The 22,657-nt window shown below is 68.4% G+C and carries 21 protein-coding genes; 7 read left to right on the forward strand and 14 right to left on the reverse strand.

Annotation, left to right across the window (positions count from 1 at the left end):
- Positions 1 to 267: histone H1-like repetitive region-containing protein (locus WB794_RS12435; RefSeq protein ID WP_337336181.1), on the forward strand; the 267-nt coding region annotated here is incomplete at its 5' end.
- Between the two features lie 181 nt (positions 268 to 448).
- On the opposite strand, the gene WB794_RS12440 is transcribed toward WB794_RS12435, so the two are convergent.
- From WB794_RS12440 to pdsR, 4 genes are all read right to left on the reverse strand, one after another.
- Entirely contained in the window at positions 449 to 1,459 is a 1,011-nt protein-coding gene (locus WB794_RS12440; RefSeq protein ID WP_337336182.1) for an NAD-dependent epimerase, read from the reverse strand.
- 91 nt (positions 1,460 to 1,550) lie between these two features.
- Positions 1,551 to 2,942, reverse strand: coding sequence for a nucleotide sugar dehydrogenase (locus WB794_RS12445; protein WP_415926694.1), 1,392 nt, complete (start codon positions 2,940 to 2,942; stop codon positions 1,551 to 1,553).
- Between the two features lie 370 nt (positions 2,943 to 3,312).
- Positions 3,313 to 5,268, reverse strand: a complete 1,956-nt coding sequence (locus WB794_RS12450) for a choice-of-anchor X domain-containing protein (protein WP_337336183.1) — start codon at positions 5,266 to 5,268, stop codon at positions 3,313 to 3,315.
- A 160-nt stretch (positions 5,269 to 5,428) separates the two neighbouring features.
- Positions 5,429 to 6,118 (reverse strand): proteobacterial dedicated sortase system response regulator, encoded by a 690-nt coding sequence (pdsR, locus tag WB794_RS12455; protein ID WP_337336184.1) that lies wholly within the window; start codon positions 6,116 to 6,118, stop codon positions 5,429 to 5,431.
- Between the two features lie 179 nt (positions 6,119 to 6,297).
- Between pdsR and WB794_RS12460 the strand changes: the two genes are divergently transcribed.
- Complete coding sequence (locus tag WB794_RS12460; RefSeq protein WP_337336185.1) at positions 6,298 to 6,618, forward strand: hypothetical protein; 321 nt, start codon at positions 6,298 to 6,300, stop codon at positions 6,616 to 6,618.
- Between the two features lie 181 nt (positions 6,619 to 6,799).
- On the opposite strand, the gene WB794_RS12465 is transcribed toward WB794_RS12460, so the two are convergent.
- From WB794_RS12465 to WB794_RS12475, 3 genes are all read right to left on the reverse strand, one after another.
- The gene (locus tag WB794_RS12465; protein WP_337336186.1) at positions 6,800 to 9,643 is read right to left on the reverse strand and encodes a WD40/YVTN/BNR-like repeat-containing protein; all 2,844 of its coding nucleotides are present in this window, start codon (positions 9,641 to 9,643) and stop codon (positions 6,800 to 6,802) included.
- 128 nt (positions 9,644 to 9,771) lie between these two features.
- Positions 9,772 to 10,224: an Hpt domain-containing protein gene (locus WB794_RS12470; RefSeq protein ID WP_337336187.1), complete on the reverse strand. Its 453-nt coding sequence runs from the start codon at positions 10,222 to 10,224 to the stop codon at positions 9,772 to 9,774.
- 153 nt (positions 10,225 to 10,377) lie between these two features.
- A complete protein-coding gene (locus tag WB794_RS12475) occupies positions 10,378 to 11,337 on the reverse strand; it encodes an acetyl-CoA carboxylase carboxyltransferase subunit alpha (RefSeq protein WP_337336188.1) in 960 nt (319 codons plus the stop codon).
- 86 nt (positions 11,338 to 11,423) lie between these two features.
- Here WB794_RS12475 and WB794_RS12480 point away from each other — a divergent pair, with 86 nt between their 5' ends.
- On the forward strand, positions 11,424 to 12,671 hold the full coding sequence (locus tag WB794_RS12480; RefSeq protein WP_415926695.1) for a DUF819 family protein: 1,248 nt from the start codon (positions 11,424 to 11,426) through the stop codon (positions 12,669 to 12,671).
- Between the two features lie 42 nt (positions 12,672 to 12,713).
- On the opposite strand, the gene WB794_RS12485 is transcribed toward WB794_RS12480, so the two are convergent.
- Genes WB794_RS12485 through WB794_RS12495 form a run of 3 tightly spaced genes read right to left on the reverse strand, consistent with a single transcriptional unit; the run spans position 12,714 to position 15,254 of the window.
- A complete protein-coding gene (locus tag WB794_RS12485; protein ID WP_337336190.1) occupies positions 12,714 to 14,114 on the reverse strand; it encodes a PhoH family protein in 1,401 nt (466 codons plus the stop codon).
- Between the two features lie 22 nt (positions 14,115 to 14,136).
- Positions 14,137 to 14,601, reverse strand: coding sequence for a peroxiredoxin (locus tag WB794_RS12490; protein ID WP_337336191.1), 465 nt, complete (start codon positions 14,599 to 14,601; stop codon positions 14,137 to 14,139).
- A gap of 5 nt (positions 14,602 to 14,606) precedes the next feature.
- Positions 14,607 to 15,254, reverse strand: coding sequence for a glycine cleavage system transcriptional repressor (locus tag WB794_RS12495; RefSeq protein WP_415926696.1), 648 nt, complete (start codon positions 15,252 to 15,254; stop codon positions 14,607 to 14,609).
- A 60-nt stretch (positions 15,255 to 15,314) separates the two neighbouring features.
- Between WB794_RS12495 and dapA the strand changes: the two genes are divergently transcribed.
- Together dapA and WB794_RS12505 are read left to right on the forward strand one after the other, a co-directional pair.
- Positions 15,315 to 16,223: a 4-hydroxy-tetrahydrodipicolinate synthase gene (gene dapA / locus WB794_RS12500; RefSeq protein WP_337336218.1), complete on the forward strand. Its 909-nt coding sequence runs from the start codon at positions 15,315 to 15,317 to the stop codon at positions 16,221 to 16,223.
- Between the two features lie 48 nt (positions 16,224 to 16,271).
- Positions 16,272 to 16,760, forward strand: coding sequence for a hypothetical protein (locus tag WB794_RS12505; protein WP_337336193.1), 489 nt, complete (start codon positions 16,272 to 16,274; stop codon positions 16,758 to 16,760).
- A 172-nt stretch (positions 16,761 to 16,932) separates the two neighbouring features.
- On the opposite strand, the gene pyrF is transcribed toward WB794_RS12505, so the two are convergent.
- From pyrF to ettA, 4 genes are all read right to left on the reverse strand, one after another.
- Positions 16,933 to 17,754, reverse strand: coding sequence for an orotidine-5'-phosphate decarboxylase (gene pyrF / locus WB794_RS12510; RefSeq protein WP_337336194.1), 822 nt, complete (start codon positions 17,752 to 17,754; stop codon positions 16,933 to 16,935).
- Positions 17,755 to 17,790: 36 nt separating this feature from the next.
- Positions 17,791 to 18,474 (reverse strand): tetratricopeptide repeat protein, encoded by a 684-nt coding sequence (locus WB794_RS12515; protein ID WP_337336195.1) that lies wholly within the window; start codon positions 18,472 to 18,474, stop codon positions 17,791 to 17,793.
- A 131-nt stretch (positions 18,475 to 18,605) separates the two neighbouring features.
- Positions 18,606 to 18,776 carry a glycosyltransferase gene (locus WB794_RS12520; protein ID WP_337336196.1) on the reverse strand — a complete coding sequence of 57 codons (171 nt, stop codon included), beginning with the start codon at positions 18,774 to 18,776 and terminating at the stop codon, positions 18,606 to 18,608.
- A gap of 131 nt (positions 18,777 to 18,907) precedes the next feature.
- Positions 18,908 to 20,569, reverse strand: a complete 1,662-nt coding sequence (gene ettA, locus WB794_RS12525; RefSeq protein WP_337336197.1) for an energy-dependent translational throttle protein EttA — start codon at positions 20,567 to 20,569, stop codon at positions 18,908 to 18,910.
- 204 nt (positions 20,570 to 20,773) lie between these two features.
- Here ettA and WB794_RS12530 point away from each other — a divergent pair, with 204 nt between their 5' ends.
- A complete protein-coding gene (locus WB794_RS12530) occupies positions 20,774 to 21,139 on the forward strand; it encodes a hypothetical protein (protein WP_337336198.1) in 366 nt (121 codons plus the stop codon).
- Between the two features lie 109 nt (positions 21,140 to 21,248).
- A complete protein-coding gene (gene creD / locus WB794_RS12535) occupies positions 21,249 to 22,586 on the forward strand; it encodes a cell envelope integrity protein CreD (RefSeq protein ID WP_337336199.1) in 1,338 nt (445 codons plus the stop codon).
- The last annotated feature ends 71 nt before the right edge of the window (positions 22,587 to 22,657 follow it).

A 22,657-nucleotide genomic window follows, 5' to 3' on the forward strand; every position in this document is an offset into this window, starting at 1 on the left:
CCGGCCAAGAAGGCGGCGGTGAAGAAGGCCCCGGCCAAGAAGGCGGCGGTGAAGAAGGCTCCGGCCAAGAAGGCGGCAGTGAAGAAGGCTCCGGCCAAGAAGGCGGCGGTGAAGAAGGCTCCGGCCAAGAAGGCCGCAGCGAAGAAGGCTCCGGTCAAGAAGGCGGCGACCAAGAAGCCCGCTGCAAAGAAGGCCGCAGCCAGAAAGCCCGTTGCCAAAAAGCCGTCCGGTACCATGCCGCCGGCACCGGTCGCGCCCGCACTCTGAGAGCATGATCAAAAACCGGTCGGCGCATGCCGACCCCGGGCCAGGGACGGCCAAGACGGCGCGGATAGCTATCCGCGCCTTTTTTTCACCTGACTTTTCCTGCGGGCAGGCACAGCACGCTGGAGTCAGGCGGGTGTCCCGTTCCTGCGCCGCGAACGTGCAGGAGCCGGCCCGGGCTGCCTCACACCCGGTAGTACTCCCGATACCAGTCCACGAAGCGCGCCACGCCTTCCTCCACCGTCACCTGCGGGCGGTAGCCCACCTGCGCGATCAGATCGGACACGTCGGCCTCGGTGTCGGGGACATCGCCCGCCTGCAGCGGCAGCATCTGCATCTGCGCCTTGCGTCCGAGGCAGGTTTCCAGCACCTCGATGTAGCGCAGCAGTTCCACCATTTCCTCGTTGCCGATGTTGTACAGCCGATACGGTGCCACGCCGCTGCTCGCCGGATCCGGCCGCAGTGCATCCCAGTCCGCGTCCTTTGCCGGCACGTGGTCGAGCGCACGCATCAGGCCTTCGACGATGTCGTCGATGTAGGTGAAGCTGCGCTTGTGGCGGCCGTGGTTGAAGACCTTGATCGGTTCGCCCGCGAGGATCGCCCGGGTGAACAGGAACAGGGCCATGTCCGGCCGGCCCCACGGCCCGTAGACGGTGAAGAACCGCAGCCCGGTGCAGGGCAGGCCGTACAGGTGGGCGTAGCTGTGCGCCATCATCTCGTTGGCCTTCTTGCTCGCCGCGTACAGGGTCAGCGGATGCTCGGCGGCGCGGTGTTCGGAGAAAGGCATCGCGCGGTTGGCACCGTACACCGAGCTGGTGGAGGCATAGACCAGATGCTCCACGCCGTGATGGCGGCAGCCTTCGAGTACGTGCAGGAAGCCGGTGACGTTGCTGGACACATAGACGTGCGGGTTCTCCGCCGCGTAGCGAACGCCTGCCTGTGCCGCAAGGTTGACCACCCGCTGCGGCCGGTGCCGCGCGAACGCCGCTTCCATCGCGTCGCGATCGGCCAGGTCGGCGGCGACGTGGGCATAGCGCGAATCGTCCAGCAGCCGCGCCAGCCGCGCCTTTTTCAGGGCGACGTCGTAGTAGTCGTTGAGGTTGTCGATACCCACGACCTCATCGCCACGCGCCAGCAGACGCTGCGCCACGTGCGATCCGATGAAGCCGGCGGTGCCGGTGACGAGGATTTTCATGGCGTCACTCCGGATGACGGCAGCCGCAGGAGAGGTGCTGATGGTGGCGCGCGGAGTCGCAGGCCGGGGCGTGGAGAGGCGAGGGATCCATCTACAGCCTCCCGTCGACCATCTCGCGCGGCAGCAGGTGCTTCACGTCATAAACAATGCCGCCGCGAGCGCTGAGCAGGCTCCGCACGCCGGTGCCGCCCATGCGCGCGAATACGTCGTGCGCCACGGCCAGCACGATGGCGTCGTAGGCACCCTGCTCCGGTGTCGCAATCGGACGGATGCCGTATTCGCGCTGCGCTTCATCGGCATCCACCCAGGGATCGAACACATCCACCTGCGCGCTGTAGTCGCGCAGCGCCGCCACGATGTCCACCACGCGGGTGTTGCGCAGGTCCGGGCAGTTTTCCTTGAAGGCCAGGCCCAGGATCAGGATGCGCGCCTGCACCGGGTTGATGCCCCGGCGAAGCATGAGCTTGATGGTCTGGTCGGCCACGTAGCCGCCCATGCCGTCGTTGGTGCGTCGTCCCGCGAGGATGACCTGCGGGTGGTGGCCGACTTCCTGCGCCTTGTGGGTGAGGTAGTAGGGATCCACGCTGATGCAGTGCCCGCCCACGAGGCCGGGACGGAACGGCAGGAAGTTCCACTTGGTGCCGGCGGCTTCGAGCACGTCGAGGGTGTCGATGCCGAGCTTGCCGAAGAGGATGGCCAGATCGTTGACCAGGGCGATGTTGAGGTCGCGCTGGGTGTTTTCGATGACTTTTGCGGCTTCGGCCACCTTGATGCTCGGTGCCCTGTGGGTGCCGGCGGTGATGATGCTGGCGTAGAGGGCGTCGACGAACTCGGCCGTGGCCGGGCTCGAGCCGGAGGTGACCTTGAGGATGCTGGTGACGCGGTGGGCCTTGTCGCCGGGGTTGATGCGTTCGGGCGAGTAGCCGATGGCGAAGGTGTTGGGGCGTGGCGATGGAGAGCCCCCTTCGCCCCAACCCATTCCATCGCTCGCGGGGGAGTGGGGGCCATCGGGCGCGGCTTCGTAGCGCAGGCCGGAAACGCGCGCCAGGATCGGGACGCAGACTTCTTCGGTGCAGCCGGGGAACACGGTGGATTCGTAGATCACCGTGTCGCCGGGTTTGAGCAGGGTGCCGATGGCTTCCGATGCGCGGATGAGCGGGGTCAGATCGGGGCGCTTGGCGGCGTCGATCGGGGTCGGGACGGTGACGATGTAGACGTTGCAGTCGCGCAGTTCGTCCAGCGCGTCGGTGAAGCGCAGCCGATCGGCCTGCGCCAGCAGTTCGGGTTCCACTTCCAGCGTGCTGTCGCGCCCCGCGCGCAGTTCGGCGATGCGCCCGGCGCGGATGTCGTAGCCGATGGTCGGATAGCGCTTGCCGAATTCGACCGCCAGCGGCAGGCCGACGTAGCCCAGGCCGACGATGGCAATGCGGAGGTTTTCGAGCTGCGGCACGCGGTTGTCCTTGCGCGGGGTTGGGGTGTTCACGACATGGCCGCCTGTGTGCCGCGAAGGCGGCCGCATTGAAATGGGGGCAACACCGCGCGCCCAGTGCACAGCCACCGGATGAAGGCTGCGGTCCTTTCATGCCGGGAACCCGGCCAATAGTAGCCCAGGCAAAGCAGTGCGAGGCGGGCACCAGAGGCAGGTGCGACACCTGCATGTGCAGCGTGATTGCCGCGGCCAGGCCGCTTGCAAAGCCGATCGCCCGGGAGACTCCGCCCGGCGGCAACGGCAGGATGCGGCGAAGCCGATCGAGGGGCTGTGACTGCGCCGTGCCGCCGGCTTCGTACCCGTGCCCCATCAAAAAACGGCCCGCACCGAAGTGCGGGCCGCCGGAATCGCCATTGTTGCGGGATCAGCGCGCCGCGTTGCTGTTCATCGTGGCGTTGCGTGAGGCGTTGAGGTACTGCGCCGGGTCGCGCATGCCGGCGGTGTGGCACTGGCCTTCGACGTGACCGCGGTTGACCGCGCCGGGGAGCTGGCCGTTGGCCTTCTCGGTGGTGCCGTCTTCCGGGTCGCTGAGTACCAGGTCGGTGGCCGCGTTGCAGTAGTCGTTGGTGTACCAGTTGGTGAGCTTGAACGAGGTCGTGTAGTAGTTGACCTTGGCGCGGGCGGAGTTGGGGATGCCGGCCAGCCAGGCGCTGGCGCCGCTGTAGCTCAGGTCGGTGTTCTTGCCGCAGCCCACGCCGAACCAGTTGCCGAGCTTGGCGAGGATGCCGGCGAGGTTGGTGCCCTTGTACGGCGTGCCGACCGACTGGATCAGGCGGCTGCCGGTGGCGTTGTCCAGACCGCTCCAGTAGTAGGTGTACAGGTGCAGGGAGGCTGCGCCGCCCTGGCTGTGCGCCACCACGCCGAAGGAGTTCCAGGTGCTGCCGAAGGACTTGATCAGACGTGCGAAGTAGTCGTGGCTGCGATTCTGGTTCTTGTCCAGGAAGGTGGACGAGGTACCGAACTGGGCTGCCGGCCACACGCCGCCCGAGCAGTAGCCGTGCACCAGCAGCAGGCGCTTGCCCACGCCCTTGGCCTGTGCGGCTTCGACCGGACGCGGGCCCATCGTCATCATTTCGTCGATCTCGATGTCCGCCGCTTTGGCACGCACGCGCAGCGCGGGCAGGCTGAGTCCCATGCGCGCGCTGGAGGCGATCGTGACCGAGGTGTCGGGGTCTTCGATGCGCAGGTTGCGCAGCTCGAACGGTGCCTGTGCGCCGGACTTGGCGATCCAGCGCTCGTCGAAGCCCAGGCCGAACTTGCCTGCTTCAGGCGTCACCATGCCGCCCACCCACGCCACCGGCACCTCGTTGCCGCGCGCGTCGCGCCCCCAGACTTCCGCGTAGCTGCGGTAGTGCGAAGCGTTCTTCGGCGCGGTGACGGGGATGTTGATGGTCAGTCGCGGGGTGGCGCTCTTGGCGGCGGTCGCGGTGGCGCGGCTGCCGGCCAGCGAGAGCGTCGGGTTGACGAAGGCAAGCAGGTGCTCGGCGGTGCGCAGCACGCGGTTGCCGTTGCGGTCCACGCCCTCGATGACGACCTGGGCGACGTGGCTGCCGGCCTCGGAGGCGGTGAACGCGGCACCGAAGATGCCGTCGCCGGCGGCACCGTCATCGTGCCGGCCGTCGTCGAACATCGCCATGCGCTGGATCTTGCCGCTGGGCGCGGTGACTTCCATCTCGGCACGCTCGATGCGCCCTGCGCCCGCGCCCGTGATGGCTTTCTCGGAGGCATCGAGCGCGGTGAGCTGCGCGGTCAGGCCCATCGTCTGGCCGACCAGCTGGCGGCTGTGGGTCGGATAGGAGGTCAGCCCGGTGGAGGCGCTGCCTTCGATCAGGAGATAGCCCTGCGAGGCCGCCTTGGCGCTGCCCTCCAGTTCGATCTTCCAGTTGCCCGAAGCAAGGCTGGGGAAGCTGTACATCTGCGCCGGAACCTGCGCCTCACCCATGCCGAAGCTGGAGGCTCTCGCGCTCTTGGCGGTATCGGCGGCGCGCAGCTTCTGCCCGGACGGGCCGGAAAGCGACACGTCCCACGGCATGCCGCCGGGCGTCAGAAGGGCAAAGCGAAGCGCGTTGTCCTCGACCGGAATGGTGGAGCTCCAGCCCGTGCCACCCTTCTTCTCGATCATGGAAACCGGCACCATCGCGCTGTGCGAGTGGATGGCCGATTCGACCGGGTCGGGTGAGCGCATGCTCTGGAAATCCGACGGCGGGCCCGAAAGCTGCTTGGGCACGATCTGTGCCCCGGCGGTGAACGTCACGCCCAGCGCGAGTGCGATGGACAGGCCGAGCGTGCGCCCGGTGAAGTGCGTCAGGTACTTCTGCATGATCGATTTTCCCCAAACCCCGAGTGATGTGTACCGGCAGCTGCCGGCGCGTCGGCTCCAGGTCCCGGTCGCGCGCGCGACCCCCCTGACCCGGAGCGGCGCAAGTAGACGACCATACGCCAGCGGATGCAATCCGCAGTGCAGCAAAAAACGGTGGCCCTCAGGAGCGCCAGCGGTAGCCGGCACCGTGCACGGTGTCGATCTCGTCGAATGCGGGATCGATCGCAACGAACTTCTTGCGCATGCGTTTGATGTGTGAGGTCACGGTGGCATCGTCCACCACGATCTGCGCTTCGCGCATGAGCTGTTCGCGCGACTTCACGTGGCCGGGGCGGTGGGCGAGGGCGTGCACCATCCAGAACTCGGTGACGGTGAGCGGGACGACCTCGTCGTTCCAGGTCACGCGCATACGCTCGGCCTCCAGGCGCAGGCCGCGCAGGGCAATCACCGTCTCGCGCGCCTGCGGTGCGCGCAGCGCCTCGGTGCGGCGGAACAGTGCCTGCACCCGCGCGGTGAGCTGGGGCAGGGAAATGTCCTTGGTGAGGTAGTCGTCCGCGCCCAGGCGCAGGCCGGAGATCACGTCGAAATCCGAGTCGCGCGCAGTCAGGAACAGGATCGGCAGCGTCGCCGAGCGCGCGCGCAATTCGCGGCACAGGTCGAAACCGCCCTCCGGCTCCTCGCCGAGCCCCACGTCGATGATCACCAGATCGGGAAGCTGCAGCGCGAACGCCTGCTGTGCGTCGGGCCGGTTGGCGAAGGCCACGACGCGGTGGCCGTAGCGCGTGAGCGCATCCACGTAGTTGGCGCGGATCGCGGGTTCGTCCTCGACGATGGCAATGGTGCGGGACATGCGGCAGGCCCGGGAGTGCAGGTGCAACGAGGATAGGCGGCGCTCCGGGAGCGGGCAACGCCGCGCCCGCAAATCGCCACATCCGGTAGCCGCGGTGCCCGCCCGCGGCCGCGCTGCGGCCAGCGCGGAGGGTTTGCATGGCACCACGCGCGGACCAATGCCCCGCGTTGGAGGCCGAGATGAGCACAACCCATCGAATGACGCGCAAGCCGACCCTGTTCCGCAGGGATGCGCGCCGCGCCGCGGGCGCGATGGCGGCGCTGTTTGCGCTTGCGGCGCAGCCGGCGCTGGCACAGCCGCCGGGCGATGCGCCACGCCGTGATGCCGCGCCGGCCGCCGATTCGCAGCCGGCGCGCGGGTCGGATGCGCGTGCGCCCGCCGTGCGCGGGCAGAGCCGTGAAGAGGGCACCCGCCGTCCGATTGGCTGGGCGGTGGCGATGGTCCTGATCGGGCTGGCGCTGCGGCCGGATGCCGTGGCCGAATCGGCGGAGGGCGCGTGATGGACCTGTGCCTTCCCGACGGCTGGCAGAATCACCCCGCAGCCGCGTTCCGCGATGATCTTGGCCCTGCGCCTGCGGCAGGCGTCGCGGCACCGCGCCACTACCTGTGCGGGCTGCGCGACTTCCGGTGCCCTGAGCCGCATCGACGTAGCGATGCGGCCCACGCAAACGGCCGCAGCGCTCAGTCGAAGTCGTCGCGGAACAGCCCGCCCTTCCAGGCCGGGCCGCCTTCGAACAGGATCGAATGGGCGGTGCCCGGGCGGTAGCTGCCGAACTCGCCGTTGTCCAGCGTCAACCGCCAGGTGTCCTGCGCGATGCGAACGGCGCGCGAGCTGAAGTCGTGCCAGCCGATCGTCTCCGGGTCACCCGGAGAGGATGGCCCGTAAAAGCGCAGGCTGTCGGAGGTGCCGAACCGGGCACCGTGGAACTTTAGCGTCACGCTGGCGCTGTCGCAGTCCCTGATCTCGAAGCGCGCGAGCTGGTGAGGATAGGCGAACCGGTCGCCGTCGGCGGCACGGTCGGCACCGTGATAGGCGGCGTAAACCGATTGCACGTCGACTGCCTGGGTGCAGCTTCCGGCCAGCGACGTGATGGCCACGGTGAAGTACCGGCCCGGTGCCAGTGGGCGCGCAGCGCTTCCGTCCGTGGCGCTGGTGAGCGATCCGACGTGGGATTCGAGGTGATCGGGAATTCCGTTGCCGTTGCCGTCGCCTGCATTGGGGGCCGACATCTCGACCGAATCGGGCACACCGTCGCCATCGGCATCGGCGACCTGGGTCAGGCTCCAGACGCCGCTCGTCGTTCCGGCGTAGAGCACCGTGGGTTCCACTGGGTCCGCCAACAGCGCGAGTGCCGCATCCGCCGGCAGACCGACGCTGATGGACTGCCAGCTGGCACCGCTGTCGGTGCTTTTGTAGATGTTTCCGGGGTTGGCATCGGTGCCGCCGCCGGACGCGTAGAGCACGCCCGGCGTGGCGGGATCGACGTGGATGGCGCGGATATCGACGGACAGCAGCCCGGTGCTGCTGTTGGCCCAGTTGGCCCCGCCGTCGACGGTTCGATAGATCCCGCCCTCGCCCGTTCCCCCGACCAGGTCGATCACCGAACACCAGATTTCAGCCGGATTGGTCGGGTTGATGGCCAGGCTCAGGACATCGAACGCCGTGTCGGTCGAGCCGGCAACGCGCGGCAAACCGTTGCTGCGGTGGCTCCAGGTGGCCCCGCCGTCGGTACTGCGGAACACGCCGCTGGCGATGGTGGGCGGCGCGCCGTCCGTCCCACCGGAAAAAGTGCCCACGAAGAGCTCCTGCGGATTGATCGGATTGACCACGATCGGCACCGGAATCACGTTCTCATTGAATCCGGCACCCGTGGGTACCGGCTGGGGCAGGCCGCTGTCACTGCTTGTCCAGAAGTTCCCGCCGTTGGTGCTCTTCAGGATGCGGAAGCTGACGGTGCCCGTTGATCCGTCCACGACACCGTTCGCCGTGGCATAGAGGGTCTGCAGCGGTCCCGTGACGCAGGGGCCGGCGGGTGGCGGCGACGCGCAGGAGCGCGGATCAAGCGCCAGGGCACGCACGGTGCCCACGAAGGGAGTTGCAAAGCCCGGATGCAGCGGCAGCCCGGCATCGATGGTGCTCCAGGTATTGCCGCCGTCCGAACTGCGGTAGAGACCGCCGTTGCGCGCATCCGCAGGCAAGGAGACCTGGCCTGCTCGACCGGCCGCGAAAATCCGCGTGCTGCCGATGCCGCTGCCCGTCGTGGTCGGATCGATGGCCAGCGCGCGGATCTGGTAGGCCGCAAGGCCGGTATTGGACGGTGCCCACGAGAAAGCCGCACCCGGTGCCGTGGTATTGCCGCGAAACAGCGCGGGCGATGGGCGGGATGAATCGCCGTAGCCGGCGAACAGGCGATGGGTGCTGGCGCTGTGGAACATCGCCAGGGCCCGGATATTGGTACCGGCGAGGCCGTCGTTGCGCGCGTTCCAGGTAGCGGCGTTGTCCGCGCTGAAGTAGATGCCGGCGTCTTCCGTGCCGATCCACAGGTGCGGTGTGGTGGGATAGTCCGGGTGCATCAGGATGGTCGTGACCGTGGCCGGGACGCCTGCCGCAACCAGGAGGCCGACATTGCGCGGCGCTGTCGTTGCGCCGCCATCGAGGGAGAGCTTCACGCCGGCTCGGCCGCCCGCCATCACGGTGTTGGGGATGACAGGATCTGGTTCAACCCAGCTCGCTTCCCCAACGGCCATCGGTCCGTTCCAGGTCAGACCCTTGTCATCGCTTCGGTACATGGTGTTGGCGATCGTGGCGTACACCGTGTTGCCGGCACCAAAGCGGATCGACTGCACCCACCCGTGGAAGAAATCGGGCGCTATTCCCTGGGTCAGGGTGCCGGACCAGGTGGCTCCGCCGTCCGTGGACAGGAACAGGGTTGCTGGATGCAGCGGATCGGCCTCTCCCTGATCCGTGCCTGCGATCATGCGCAGCGGATCGGCAGGATCGATCGCGAGGCGGTTGATCGAGGCCGTGGTCGGAAGGCCGCTGGCAAGGGCGGAAAAACTGGTGCCGTTGTCGCTGCTGACGAGGATGCCGGGCGCACCGGCGGGCAGCACGTAGAGCCGACCCGTGCTGCCCGGTGCGTCGACCACGGCGACGGCGTAGCCGGTCGGGACGGTGTAACCGGTCTGCGCCCAGTTCTCGCCCGCGTCGGTGCTCCGGTTGACCCGCCCGAACGAATCCACTGCCCAAAGCGTCGCGGGTGCCTGCGCATCCATGGCGAAGGCCGCGTATACGTTCCCACGGCCGCCGAACCCTGCCTGCTTGCGGACCCAGGTCACGCCGGCATCGTCGCTGCGGAAGATGCCGCCGCGGGTGCTGGCGTACAGGATGCTGGGCGTGGCTGGATTGACGTGCAGCGCGTAGATGCTGCCGCCCCAGGGGCCGTCGGAGGTCCAGATGCCGTTTCCGGCCGAGGCCGGACAGGCGACCAGCGCGCCGGCAAGAATCCATGCTGCCCATGCTTTCATTTCCTTGACTCCTCGTCCGGGTCAATCACGCGGGTGTTCCTGCAACCGGTCCAGGCGCAGTGTCGTGCGGCGACAGGGCGTGCCGGGTCGTGGCTGTCGCGCCCGGCCTGGTTCCCCGCGTGCCGGCGTTACGCCGTTCCCCGCTCAAGCTGTGCAATCGCCTGGCTCGTGCCCGGGGGCGTGGCGCGGCCGTTGCGCAGGGCGTCCTTCCAGACCGGCAACAGCACGATGGCGCTCTCGATGGCCTGCATCTGGTGCGCACTGACGATACGCCTCTCCGCCGCACGCTGCATCATGTTCTCGCCGGCGCGGCCCAGATCGGCCAGTGCCGGCGCGCCCACCAGCGGTGCCGAACCCTTGAGCGTGTGGAAGCAGCGCCCCAGCGTTCTGGCGAGCGTCGCGTCGGACGGATTGGCGCGCAGATCGGCCAGCGCTCCATTTGCGGCGGTGATCATCTCGCCCAGTTCGGCGAGGAAGGCATCGCGAAGCTCCTCGTCCACCTCGCCCATGCTGGCGGCGGCCGGGCGGCTGCCAAGGAGCGAGCGCAGGGGCAGGAGGAGGTTGGAAAGCCAGGCTGGCACCGGGAGGCGTGTCCGTCGGGTACTTCACGCATCATAGGAGGATTTGCCGCTGCGCGCGATTGCGGGCGGCCGCTGCGGATCGCCTGGGCCGGGCATGGCGCGGCCAGGGTGGCCGATTCGCTTCCGGAACGCGGATCCCGGTTGCGTCGGGTGTCAGGCCGCCTGGAAGCGCCCGTAGCCGCGCAGGCGCTCGTAGCGCTGGTCGATGAGGGTGGCTGGATCGATGCGTTCGAGCCGGTCGAGCTGGCCCAGGAGGGCCTGCTTCAGGCGCGCGGCCATGTCCTGCGGATCGCGGTGCGCACCACCCAGTGGCTCCCTCACGATCTGATCGATCAGGCCCAGTTCGAGCAGGCGCGGGGCGGTGATGCCCAGCGCCTCGGCGGCATCCTTGGCGCGCTCGGCGGTTTTCCACAGGATCGAGGCGCAGCCTTCGGGCGAGATGACCGAGTAGGTGCCGTATTCGAGCATCAGGGTGCGGTCTCCGACGCCGATGGCGAGCGCGCCGCCCGATCCGCCTTCGCCGATCACGGTGCAGACGATGGGCACCCGCAGGCGCGCCATCTCCAGCAGGTTGCGCGCGATCGCCTCGCTTTGGCCGCGCTCTTCCGCGCCGACGCCCGGATACGCGCCGGGCGTGTCGATGAAGGTGAGGATGGGCAGGCGGAAACGCTCGGCCATCTGCATCAGGCGCAGCGCCTTGCGGTAGCCCTCGGGTCGCGGCATGCCGAAGTTGCGCTTGATCTTGCTCTTGGTATCGCGGCCCTTCTGCTGGCCGATGAGCATCACCGCGCGCCCGTCGATGCGCGCGGGGCCGCCGACGATGGCGGCATCGTCGGCGTAGGCGCGATCGCCCGCCAGCTCGTGGAACTCCTCGCACATGAGCTTCACGTAGTCGAGCGTGTACGGGCGCTGCGGATGGCGCGCGAGCTGGGAAACCTGCCAGGGCGTCAGGTCACGGAAGATCTCGGCGGTGCGGGCGCGCAGCTTGTCCTGCAGCTTGCCCACTTCCTCTTCGATATCGAACGCGCTGCCCTGGCCGGCGTGGCGCAGTTCCTGGATGCGCGCCTCCAGTTCGGCGATGGGCTGTTCGAAATCGAGGAAGTTCGGATGCATGGGCGCATGACGAAGAAGCGGGCCGGTCAGTATAGTCGCGCTCCGGCCCGGCTGCTTCGGGCGACTCCGCCCGCAGCAGGATGCCCATGCAAGACATCACCACGCCGCTCATCACCAACGACATCGTCGTCTTCGGCCTGATCGCGGCCACCTTGGGCCTGATCTTCTGGGCTGCGAGCGGGCCGACGCCTTTCCTGCAGCGTTTTTTCAAAATCGTGCCGGCGCTGCTGCTGTGCTACTTCATCCCTGCGATCTACAACACCGCGGGCGTGCTCGACGGCACCGTCACCAAGGTCTACAACCCGATCGCGCGCGATGTGCTGCTGCCCGGCGCGCTGGTGCTGCTGACGCTTTCGATCGATTTGCCCGCCATTTTCAAGCTCGGACCGAAGCTCCTGATCGTGTTTTGCGCCGGCACCTTCGGGATCATGGCCGGTGCGGTGGTGAGCTTCCTGCTGTTTTCCTGGATCCATCCGGAAACCGTGGCCGGCGACACCTGGGCCGGCATGGCCGCGCTCAGCGGCAGCTGGATCGGCGGCGGTGCCAACATGGTGGCGATCCGCGAGGTATTCCAGGTCGACGCGACCACCTTCGGGCAGTTCGCCGTGGTGGATGTGGCGGTGGCCAGCCTGTGGATGGCGGTGCTGCTGTTCCTCGCCGGGCGGGCCAGGGAAATCGATGCGCGCAGCGGTGCCGATACCCGCGCGCTGGACGAGCTCACCGCGCACGTGGAGGCCTATCAGGCCCAGCACGCGCGCATCCCGACCCTCACAGATCTGATGCTGATCGTGGGCGTTGGCTTTGGTTTCGTGGGCCTGGCGCATGCGCTCGCGGTGCCGATCGCGAACTGGTTCGCCGCCAACGTGTCCTGGGCCTCGCAGTTCAGCCTGACCTCGTCCTATGTCTGGGTGGTGGTGCTGTCCACCACGTTCGGATTGATCCTGAGCTTCACCCGCGCGCGCCGGCTGGAAGGTGCCGGCGCTTCGCGCGTGGGCACGCTGCTGCTGTATTTCCTGATCGCCTGCATCGGCATGCAGATGGACCTGCTCTCGCTGCTCGATCGCCCCTGGCTGTTCGGTCTGGCCGTGGTGTGGATGCTCACCCACATCACCTGCCTCTGGATTGCCGCCAAGCTCACCCGCGCGCCGCTGTTCTATTTCGCCATCGGCTCGCAGGGCAACATCGGCGCGGCGGCGTCGGCCCCCGTGGTGGCGGCGGCCTTCCACCCCTCGCTCGCCCCGGTCGGCGTGCTGCTGGGCACCGTCGGCTATGCCACCGGCACCTATCTGGCCTACATCACCGGCATCACCCTGCGCGCGCTGGCGGGTGGGTGAGGCGCGGGCGGCGCGAAGGATTTCGCGCCGCCTTTCCGCAGCCTACAGCGCCTCGGAGGCGAAATCGGCCAGGCGCGAGCGTTCGCCGCGGCGCAGGGTGATGTGCGCGCTGTGCGGCCAGTGCTTGAAGCGATCCACCGCGTAGGTGAGCCCCGAAGTGGTTTCGGTGAGGTAGGGCGTATCGATCTGTTCGACGTTGCCCAGGCACACCATCTTGGTGCCCGGCCCGGCGCGGGTGAGCAGGGTCTTCATCTGCTTGGGCGAGAGATTCTGAGCCTCGTCGATGATCACGAAGCGGCTCAGGAAGGTGCGTCCGCGCATGAAGTTCATGGCGCGGATCTTGATGCGGCTGGAGAGCAGATCGTTGGTGGCCGCGCGGCCCCAGGCACCGCCTTCCTGCGGGGTGTGGGTGAGCACTTCGAGGTTGTCGGTGAGCGCGCCCATCCACGGCGTCATCTTTTCTTCCTCGGTGCCCGGCAAAAAGCCGATGTCCTCGCCCACCGAAACGGTGGCGCGGGTCATGATGATCTCGCGATAGCGCTGCTGATCCATCGTCTGCGCCAGGCCCGCGGCCAGCGCCAGCAGGGTCTTGCCGGTGCCGGCGGTGCCGAGCAGGGTGACGAAGTCGATGTCCGGGTTCATCAGCGCGTTGAGGGCGAAGTTCTGCTCGCGGTTGCGTGCGCTGATGCCCCAGACCTGATGGCCCTGGCTGGCGTAGTCGTCGATCACCTGCAGCACGGCGCGCGAGCCATCGGCCTGCGCCACGCGGAACTCCAGCTCCTCCTCGCCGGGGAGATAGAGGAACTGGTTGGGATGCCAGTCTTCCTCGGGCAGGCGTTCGACCTCGTAGAAGTTGTGGCCGCGCTCGGTCCAGGAGCGCAGCTCGCGCTCGTGCCGGTCCCAGAAATCCTGCGGCAGCGCCGCGGCACCGGTGTAGAGCAGGTTGAAATCGTCGAGCGCGCGGTCGTTCTCGTAGTCCTCCGCCGGCAGGCCCGCGATGTGGGCCTTGATGCGCAGGTTGATGTCCTTGGACACCAGCACCACGTCGCGGTCCATGTGCTCGGCGCGCAGCGCCAGGATGGCCGAGAGGATCTGGTTGTCCGGTGCGACCTTGCCGAAGTTGCGCGTGGCATCGGGCACCTGGGTCTGGAACAGCAGCACGCCGGTGTGGTCGGCGGCGCGCAGCTGCAGGCCCTCGGGGCGACGCAGGCGCAGGCCGGTGGCGATACCGTCGGCACCGTCCGCCTCGATCAGCTCGTTGATGAAGCGGCTGACCTGGCGCGCGTTGCGGCTGGCCTCGGACATGCCCTTCTTGCTGGCGTCCAGTTCCTCCAGCACCGTCATCGGCAGGAACACGTCGTGCTCCTCGAACTTGAACAGTGCGGTGGGGTCGTGCATCAGCACGTTGGTGTCGAGTGCGTAGATGCGCCGGTTCGATGTCATAGGTGTTCCGTGGTGGGGAAGTTCAGCGCCGCGCGAGCAGCGCATCGAGGACGGCCGCGGCGTGGCCGGGCACTTTGACCGCGCGCCAGGCTTCGGCCACGCGCAGGTCGGGATCGATCAGGAAGGTGCTGCGCACGATGCCCATCACCTTGCGGCCGTACAGGTTCTTTTCCCGGATCACGTCGAAGGCGCGGCACAGCGTCTCGTCGGCGTCCGATACCAGCGGGAAGGGAAGGCACTGCCTGGCGATGAAGCCCTGGTGCGACTTCACCGAATCGCGCGATACCCCGAGGATGCGCGCGCCTTCGGCATCGAAGCGCGGCGCGAGGTCGCGGAAATCGCCCGCTTCCACGGTGCAGCCGGAGGTGTTGTCCTTCGGATAGAAGTACAGCACCAGCCAGCGCCCGGCGTAGTCGGAAAACCGCGCCTGGCTGCCGTCGGAAAGGGTGAAAGCAAGGTCGGGAACCGCGTCGCCGGGCTGGATCATCGGGGTCAGAACTTCATCGGGTCCAGGATCGCGTCCAGGTTGAGATGGTCGCAGAACTCCAGGAAATCATCGCGCAGCGCGGCAATGTGCATCGAGGCGGGAATGCCCACGGTGAGCTGCGCGGAAAACATGTCGGCACCGGTCTGCATGGCGCGGTAGCGCGAGGAGTGCAGGCTCTCGATGGTGATGCCCTGGCGGTCGAAGAAGTCGGCCAGCTGGAACAGGATGCCCGGCTTGTCGGCCGCGATCACTTCGACCAGATACGGCAACAGGTTGCTCTGCTCCGGCTTGGGGCCGGTGCGATACCACACCAGGCGCAGCCCGTCCTCGCGCTCCAGGCGACCGAGGCCCGATTCGAGTTTGGCCACCGCATCCCACGACCCCATCGCCAGCGCCAGTACCGACACGTCGCGCCCGACCGTGGACAGGCGCGCGTCGATCAGGTTGCAGCCGCTGTCGGCGATGCGCCGCGAAATCGCCAGGAGAGGCGAATCCGGGTGCGTCGCGAATGCGTTGATGAGGAGGTAGTTCTCGTTGGTGTTGGGGCGTTGCTGAGGGTCGGTCAAGGCGACATTCCGACAGGGGCGCGAAAAGCGCGAGGGGGTGCATCCGGCGGTGGACGCTGAAGGCGCGGGCAACCGCAGGGCCAGCATACTTGCCCGTGCTTTGCGCCGGCAAGTAACATCCTCGACCCTCCCGAAATGGCCATGCCCTTGCGACTTTCCGGCTGCATTACCGCGCTGGTGACGCCGTTCGACGAATCCGGCGCGACCGATCCCGCCGCCTGGCGGCGGCTGCTTGACGGCCAGCTCGCTGCCGGCATCCACGGACTGGTCGTGGCCGGGTCGACCGGCGAAGCGGCCATGCTCACGGCGGCGGAGTTCGGCGCGCTGATCCGCAGCGCGGTCGATGCCGTCGCGGGCCGGATCCCGGTGCTCGCCGGCGCGGGGCTTCCGGCCACGCAGGCCACCATCGAACAGTGCCGCCGCGCCCGCGATGCCGGTGCCGATGGCCTGCTGGTGGCCACGCCGCCCTATGTGCGCCCCACCCAGGAGGGCCTGCGCCGCCACTTCGAAGCGGTGGCTGAAGCGCTCGACGCTCCGATCGTTCTCTACAACGTGCCGCCACGCACCGGCGTGGATCTGTTGCCGGACACGGTGGCGCAGCTTGCGCCCGATCCGCGCATCGTCGGCATCAAGGAGGCCGTGCCCGACGCGGCGCGCATCGCCGCGCTGCTGGCCCTGCGCTCGCCCGGTTTTGCGGTGCTCAGCGGCGACGATGCCTCGGCCTGCGAGGCCCAGTTGAGCGGCGCCGACGGCGTGGTTTCGGTGGCGTCCAACGTCGTTCCTGCGGCGCTGGCGGCGCTTTCGACCCGCGCGCGCGCGGGCGATGCGCGCGGCGCGCGTGAGCTGAACGGGGAACTCGCCGCGCTGTTCCCGGTGCTGGCGCTGGAGCCCAATCCGATCCCGGTCAAGGCTATCCTTTCGCAGCTGGGGCTGTGCGCGGATCGCTTGCGGCTGCCGCTCGTGCCGCTATCCTCCCCGCATCGTGACGCCGCCGCGGCCGCCGCACGGCAGGCGCACGCCCTCGAAGCGCGCTTCCTGCCGAAGACGGCCGCGTGACGGCAACCCATCCCACCATCCTCGCGGAACCCCGGAGTGTCCCCTTCAATGAACAGCCTTCCCAAGCATGCGCGTTTCCTGCTCCTGGCCCTGGCCGCGGCCGCGCTGGTGGCCACCTCCGGATGCAGCATGTTCCGCGGCAAGACCGGCTACGAGCTGCCGCCGGAATCGCGTCCGCTGTCCATTCCGCCGGATCTCGATGCGCCGGCCACCGGTGATGGCCTGCGTATTCCCGCGGCCCCGGCGGTGACCGCGGCAGCGGCCGCGCCGGCGCAGGCCTTCACCCTGAGCGACACGCCGGCCAGCGCGTTCGGCCGCGTCGGCATCGCGCTCGATCGCATCGAGGGCGTCTCGATCAGCGAGCGCTCGCAGCTCCTGGGGGTCTACACGGTGGCCTACGAAGGCGAGACCTTCTTCATCCGCATCTCGCCCGAAGGCCAGGGCGCGCGCATCGCCGCCGCGAGCACGGACGGGCGCGAGATCAACAGCGGGGCCGGTGCCAGGCTCCTGGGCCTGCTGCGCCAGCGCCTGGGCTGACGGGAAGCCCTTTCCGCCGCACCCGCACGGCGGGTGCGGCGCGACGCTTTGTGGGCGCGACGGCCTGAAGTCGCTGGATGCCCGCCTGCGCGGGCATGACGGCAGGAGTTCCCGCAGGGCGGAACCGCCGCAGGCGATTCCGCCATCGCGCGCCGCCCTGCCGTTTCACGCCTCAGCGCTTTCGGCAGCGGTTGATCTCGTCGCGCAGCGCGCGCGCGGCGCGCGCGGCGGCTTGGGCGAAGTCCTCGCCGCGCGAGGCATAGAGGATGCCGCGCGAGGAGTTGATCATCAGCCCGGTGCCGTCCGCAGTCCGGCCATTCCTCACCACCGCGCCCACGTCGCCGCCCTGCGCGCCGACGCCGGGCACCAGCAGCGGCATCTCGCCCACCAGTTCGCGGATCACGCGCAGTTCTTCCGGGAACGTCGCGCCGACCACCAGCGCGCAGTTGCCGCTGCCGTTCCACGCGGACGCGATGGTGCGGGCCACGTGCTGGTAGAGCGGCTCACCGTCCACCACCAGTTCCTGGAAATCGCGTGCGCCCGGGTTGGAGGTGTGGCACAGGAAGATGCAGCCGCGCTTGGCGTGCGCGAGGAAGGGCGCGGCCGAATCGCGGCCCATGTAGGGGTTGAGCGTCACCGCATCGGCGTTGAAGCGCACGAAGGCTTCAGCCACATACTGTTCGGCGGTGCTGCCGATGTCGCCGCGCTTGGCGTCGAGGATCACCGGTACGTCGGGGTGCGCGGCGTGGATATGGGCGATCAGCCGCGCCAGCGCCTCCTCGCCGCCGGCGTGCGCGGAGAAATAGGCGATCTGCGGCTTGAAGGCGCAGGCGAACTGCGCCGTGGCGTCCGCGATCTCGCGGCAGAAGCGGAACAGCCGATCCGGATCGCCGGCCAGATGCGCCGGGAACTTCGCCGGGTCCGGGTCCAGCCCGACGCAGAGCAGGGTTTCGGCTTCGTGCCAGCGGCTGCGGAGTTTGTTGATGAAGCCCATGCCGTCGTGTCCTGCGTGTCGGAACCGTGCGGCATTCTAGCCGCGGCTGCGTCCGACGTCGGGCGCAGCCGCGACCTCGCGGATGAGTTCGAGGTTCTCCCGCAAGTGCGCGTTGCCGGGCAGCAGGGCGACGGCCTGCCGCATGAGCTGTTCGGCGCGCGCGGGGTTTCCGGCATGCAGGTTCGCCATGCCGCACAGGTTGAGCGCGTTGATGTCCCGGGGTGCGACGCGAACCGCCTGTTCGAGGTACTGGAGCGCTTCGCCTGGTTTGTTTTCCCGGATCAGGTGCTGGCCGTAGAACAGCAGCCCCTGAAGCTGGCTTCGCCACTCGTCGAACAGGTGTTCCCACTTCGCGTGCAGCATCGGCAGGTAGCGTTCGCGGATCGCCGGATCGGCGTTCACCCCGTGCCCCATGCCCGATTCGCCGATGTGGGCGTGCCAGATGCAGGTGGTGGCGTCCACGAAGCCGAACGCGGTGCGGGAGGCGCAGTTCACGAAGAAGTCGCGGTCTTCCATCAGCAGGAACGCGGGATCGAAGCGCGCGCCTTCCTCGACCAGGCTGCGGTGGAACAGGGCGGAGTGGATGGTGCAGCGCGCCTGGTAGTAGAGCTGGACGTGGAAGCCGCGGCTGCCGGTGTAGCCGGTTTTCACCCCGTCGGGGTCGCGGATCTCGGTGCGCGAATAGCGCAGGCGCTGGGCGCTGGCACCGGTGGCCGACATCAGGGCAGCGACGTGCCCGGGCAGGAATTCGTCGTCATCGTCGAGGAAGTTGAGCCATTCCCCGCGCGCGGAATCGAGCGCGAGGTTGGCCGCTTCGGGACGGCTGAGCAGCCGGTCGGGCTCAGGGTAGATCAGGCGCAGCGGTCGATTTGCGGCGGGGGGGGGCTGTGGCGGCTGCCGCAGGCCGCGACCACGACGATTTCCAGGTTCGGCCAGGTCTGCGCCGCGGCGGAGGCGATGGCGCGTTGCAGGGTGGGGCGATCCATGCTGCGGATCAGGATGGAAACCAGCGGGTGATCCATAGTGCTTGCTCCTGTTTGGTGCCGACGGCTTGGCCACACGCTACCGCAAGGATGCGTCGGGGACGTAGCCCCGACCTGCGCGAGCCGCGCATTTTTCACGAATCCCGAATCCCCAATCCCGAATCCCGTCCTTACTTCAAGGCCTTGAACCTCAGCCGCTTGGGGCCGGCGTCGTCGCCGAGGCGGCGCTTCTTGTCTTCCTCGTACTCGCGGTAGTTGCCCTGGAAGAACTCCACGTGCGAGTTGCCCTCGAAGGCGAGGATGTGGGTGGCGATGCGGTCCAGGAACCAGCGGTCGTGGCTGATCACGAAGACGTTGCCGGGGAACTCCAGCAGGGCGTCTTCCAGCGCGCGCAGGGTCTCCACGTCGAGGTCGTTGGAGGGCTCGTCGAGCAGCAGCACGTTGCCGCCCTGCAGCAGGGTCTTGGCCAGATGCAGGCGACCGCGTTCACCGCCGGAAAGCGAGCTGACGATCTTCTGCTGGTCCTGGCCCTTGAAGTTGAAGCGGCCGATGTAGGCGCGCGACTGGATCTCGATGCCGTTGATGTTGAGGATGTCCGAGCCGCCGGAGACTTCCTGGAACACGTTGTGGTTTCCTTCCAGCGCGTCGCGGCTCTGGTCGACGTAGGCCAGCTGCACGGTGGGGCCGGTTTCGATGCTGCCCGAATCCGGTTTTTCCTTGCCGATGATCATCTTGAACAGGGTCGATTTGCCCGCGCCGTTGGGGCCGATGATGCCGACGATGGCACCGGGCGGCACCGAGAACGACAGGTCGTCGATCAGCAGGCGGTCGCCGAAGCTCTTGGAGACGTTCTTGAACTCGATCACCTTGTTGCCCAGGCGCTCGCCGGGTGGGATGAAGATCTCGTTGGTTTCGTTGCGGCGCTGGTAGTCGACCGACTGCAGCTCCTCGATCCGCGCCAGTCGCGCCTTGCCCTTGGAGCGGCCGCCCTTGGCGTTCTGCCGCGCCCACTCCAGTTCCTTCTGGATGGCCTTCTGGCGCGCCTTTTCCTGGCTTTCTTCCTGCTTGAGGCGCTCGTCCTTCTGCATCAGCCAGTCGGTGTAGTTGCCCTTCCACGGAATGCCGCGACCGCGGTCGAGTTCGAGGATCCATTCGGCGGCGTTGTCGAGAAAGTAGCGGTCGTGGGTAACGGCCACGACGGTGCCCGGATAGCGGTGCAGGAACTGCTCCAGCCATTCCACCGATTCGGCGTCGAGGTGGTTGGTGGGTTCGTCCAGCAGCAGCATGTCGGGCTTCTGCAGCAGCAGGCGGCACAGCGCCACGCGCCTTTTCTCGCCGCCGGAGAGCTTGCCGATCCTGGCGTCCCAGGGCGGCAGGCGCAGGGCGTCGGCGGCCACTTCGAGTTGCTGTTCCAGCGTGTTCGCATCGCCCGAGGCGAGGATGGCTTCGAGGCGCTCCTGCTCCTTGGCGAGCGCGTCGAAATCCGCGCCTTCCTCGGCGTAGGCGGCGTACACGGCTTCCAGCGCGGCCTGGGCCTGGAGCACTTCGCCCACGCCTTCTTCCACCGCCTCGCGCACGGTCTGCTCGGGATCGAGCTGGGGCTCCTGCGGCAGGTAGCCGACCTTGATGCCCGGCTGCGGGCGCGCCTCGCCCTCGAAATCGGTGTCCACGCCGGCCATGATGCGCAGCACGGTGGACTTGCCCGCGCCGTTGAGGCCCAGCAGGCCGATCTTGGCACCGGGGAAGAAGCTGAGCGAAATGTCCTTGATGATCTGCCGCTTGGGCGGGACCACCTTGGACACGCGGTTCATGGTGTAGATGTATTGCGACATGGGAATTCCTGCAGGAGGCTGCGGCACCCGCCTGTGCGGGCACCGTTGATCGAGAATCGGAAGCCGCCAAGTATAGCGGCTCGCGCGCGGCGGCAGCCTGTCGCGGGGCGCGGGTGTCGGGTCCGGGTCAGGTCTGGTTTCGCCGCGTGGCCGGGGCGAGGCGGGCTCCGGATGCCGGGTACGGGATTCCGGACGGGGAAGGCGATGGACGAGGACACGGGCGGATTCACCTTCTGGAACGCGCTGCTGGCCGAGCTGGCGGCGGCGCACGCGCGGCGCGGGACGCTCACCTATCGCCAGCTGATCGAGCGCCTCGCCCTGCCCAGCCCGGCGATGGCCCCGCTGACTGCGGCGCTGGAGCGGCTCGCCGCGCAGGATGCGCAGGCCGGGCGGCCGCTGCGCGCCGCGCTGGTCACAAGCCAGGCCGGCAGTGGCGTACCACGCCCCGGGTTTTTCGACTGTGCGGCGGCGCTGGGCGCGTGCCCGCGCGATCTGGATGCGGCCGGGATTCGCGACTGGTACGCCGCCGAGCTGGCGCGCGTGTTCGCCTGGGCGTATCCGGACGCCTGATCCCGCCGCCGCCCGCGGTTTGCCCGCGCTCGGCGGTTTCCTGCCCGCGAATCGCCCGCGGCTTGGGATGAGATGGCGCCGCCTCCTTCCTCGCCCGAGCTGTCATCCCATGCGCGCATTCCTGAAACTCGCCCTGATCGGCGTCATCCTGATCGGACTGCTGGTCCCGGTCTTCATGCTCAAGGGGCTGGTGTACGAACGACAGGCGCGCGGGCGCGAGGTGGCCGAGGACATCGCGCGCGCGAGCAGCCGCGCCCAGCACCTGATCGGCCCGCTGCTGCTGATCGAATCGGAGGACATCGTGCTGCGCACGCGCCGCCTGCACCAAGGCGGGCAGGGCGAGGAGGTGCGCCGCGAGGAGGTGAAGCGCAAGACGCACCGGCTGGTCGCACCCGAAACGCTCGCCATCGACAGCCGCCTGAGCGCGCGCGAGCGCCGCCGCGGGCTGTTCGGTGCGCTGGTGTATACCGATCAGGTGGACCTCACGGCGCGGTTCGTCCTGCCCCAAGCCCCGCCGATCGAAGGCGAGCGCATCGGGCACCGCTGGGTTTCCGCGTCGCTGGTGCTGGGTCTGGGCGATGCGCGCGGCATCCAGCGCATCCGGGTGCGGGTGAACGGTGCCGAACAGCGCGTCGAGCCCGGTGCGCTGCTGGCTTTCGTCAGGGAAGGCGTACACGTGCCGCTGGACGCTGCGGGCTTGACCGCCGGGGCGTCGCTGGATCTCGCGCTGGACGCGCAGATCATCGGAACCCAGTCGCTGCAGTGGACGCCGCTGGCCGGCGAGGTGCAGGTGTCGGTGGCGGCCGATTGGCCGCACCCCAGCTTCCAGGGCCAGCGCCTGCCCGATGATTCGCAGGTGAGCGAAACCGGATTCACTGCGGGATGGAGCCTGTCGCGGCTTTCCAACACCTCGCTGCAGGCGCTTTCGCGCTGCGGGACGGAACAGTCCTTCTGCGAAGGTCTGGACGGTGCCGCCTTCGGGGTGCGCCTGATGGACCCGGTGGATCGCTACGTCAAGACCGATCGCGCCATGAAGTACGCCCTGCTGCTGCTCGTGCTGGTGTTCGGCGCGGTGTTCTTCACCGAGGCGCTGCGCGCGGTGGCGGTGCACCCGCTGCAGTACGGCCTCACCGGCGCGGCGCTGGCGATCTTCTTCCTGCTGCTGCTCGCACTTTCCGAGCACATCGACTTTGGCTGGGCCTACCTGCTCGCGGCGGCGGTGTGTTCGGCCCTGATCGGGGCCTACATGGTGCCGGTGCTGGGCGGCGCGCGCCGCGGCTGGCTGTTCGGCGCGCTGGTGGCAGGCCTGTATGGCCTGCTCTACGGCCTGCTGCAGTCGGAGGACTACGCGCTGCTGATGGGTTCGCTGGTGCTCTTTGCCCTCCTCGCCGGGGTGATGCTGGCCACGCGCAGGCTGGACTGGAGCCGGGTGGGGCGATCGGCATGACGGCGGGCGGCTGCCGGGACCGGAAGCACGCCGGGACCGGGGAACAATGCCCCCGCCCGCGTTATCATGCC

The organism is Denitratimonas tolerans, assembly GCF_037203605.1.
In the GTDB taxonomy this organism is placed as follows: Bacteria; Pseudomonadota; Gammaproteobacteria; order Xanthomonadales; family Xanthomonadaceae; genus Denitratimonas; species Denitratimonas tolerans.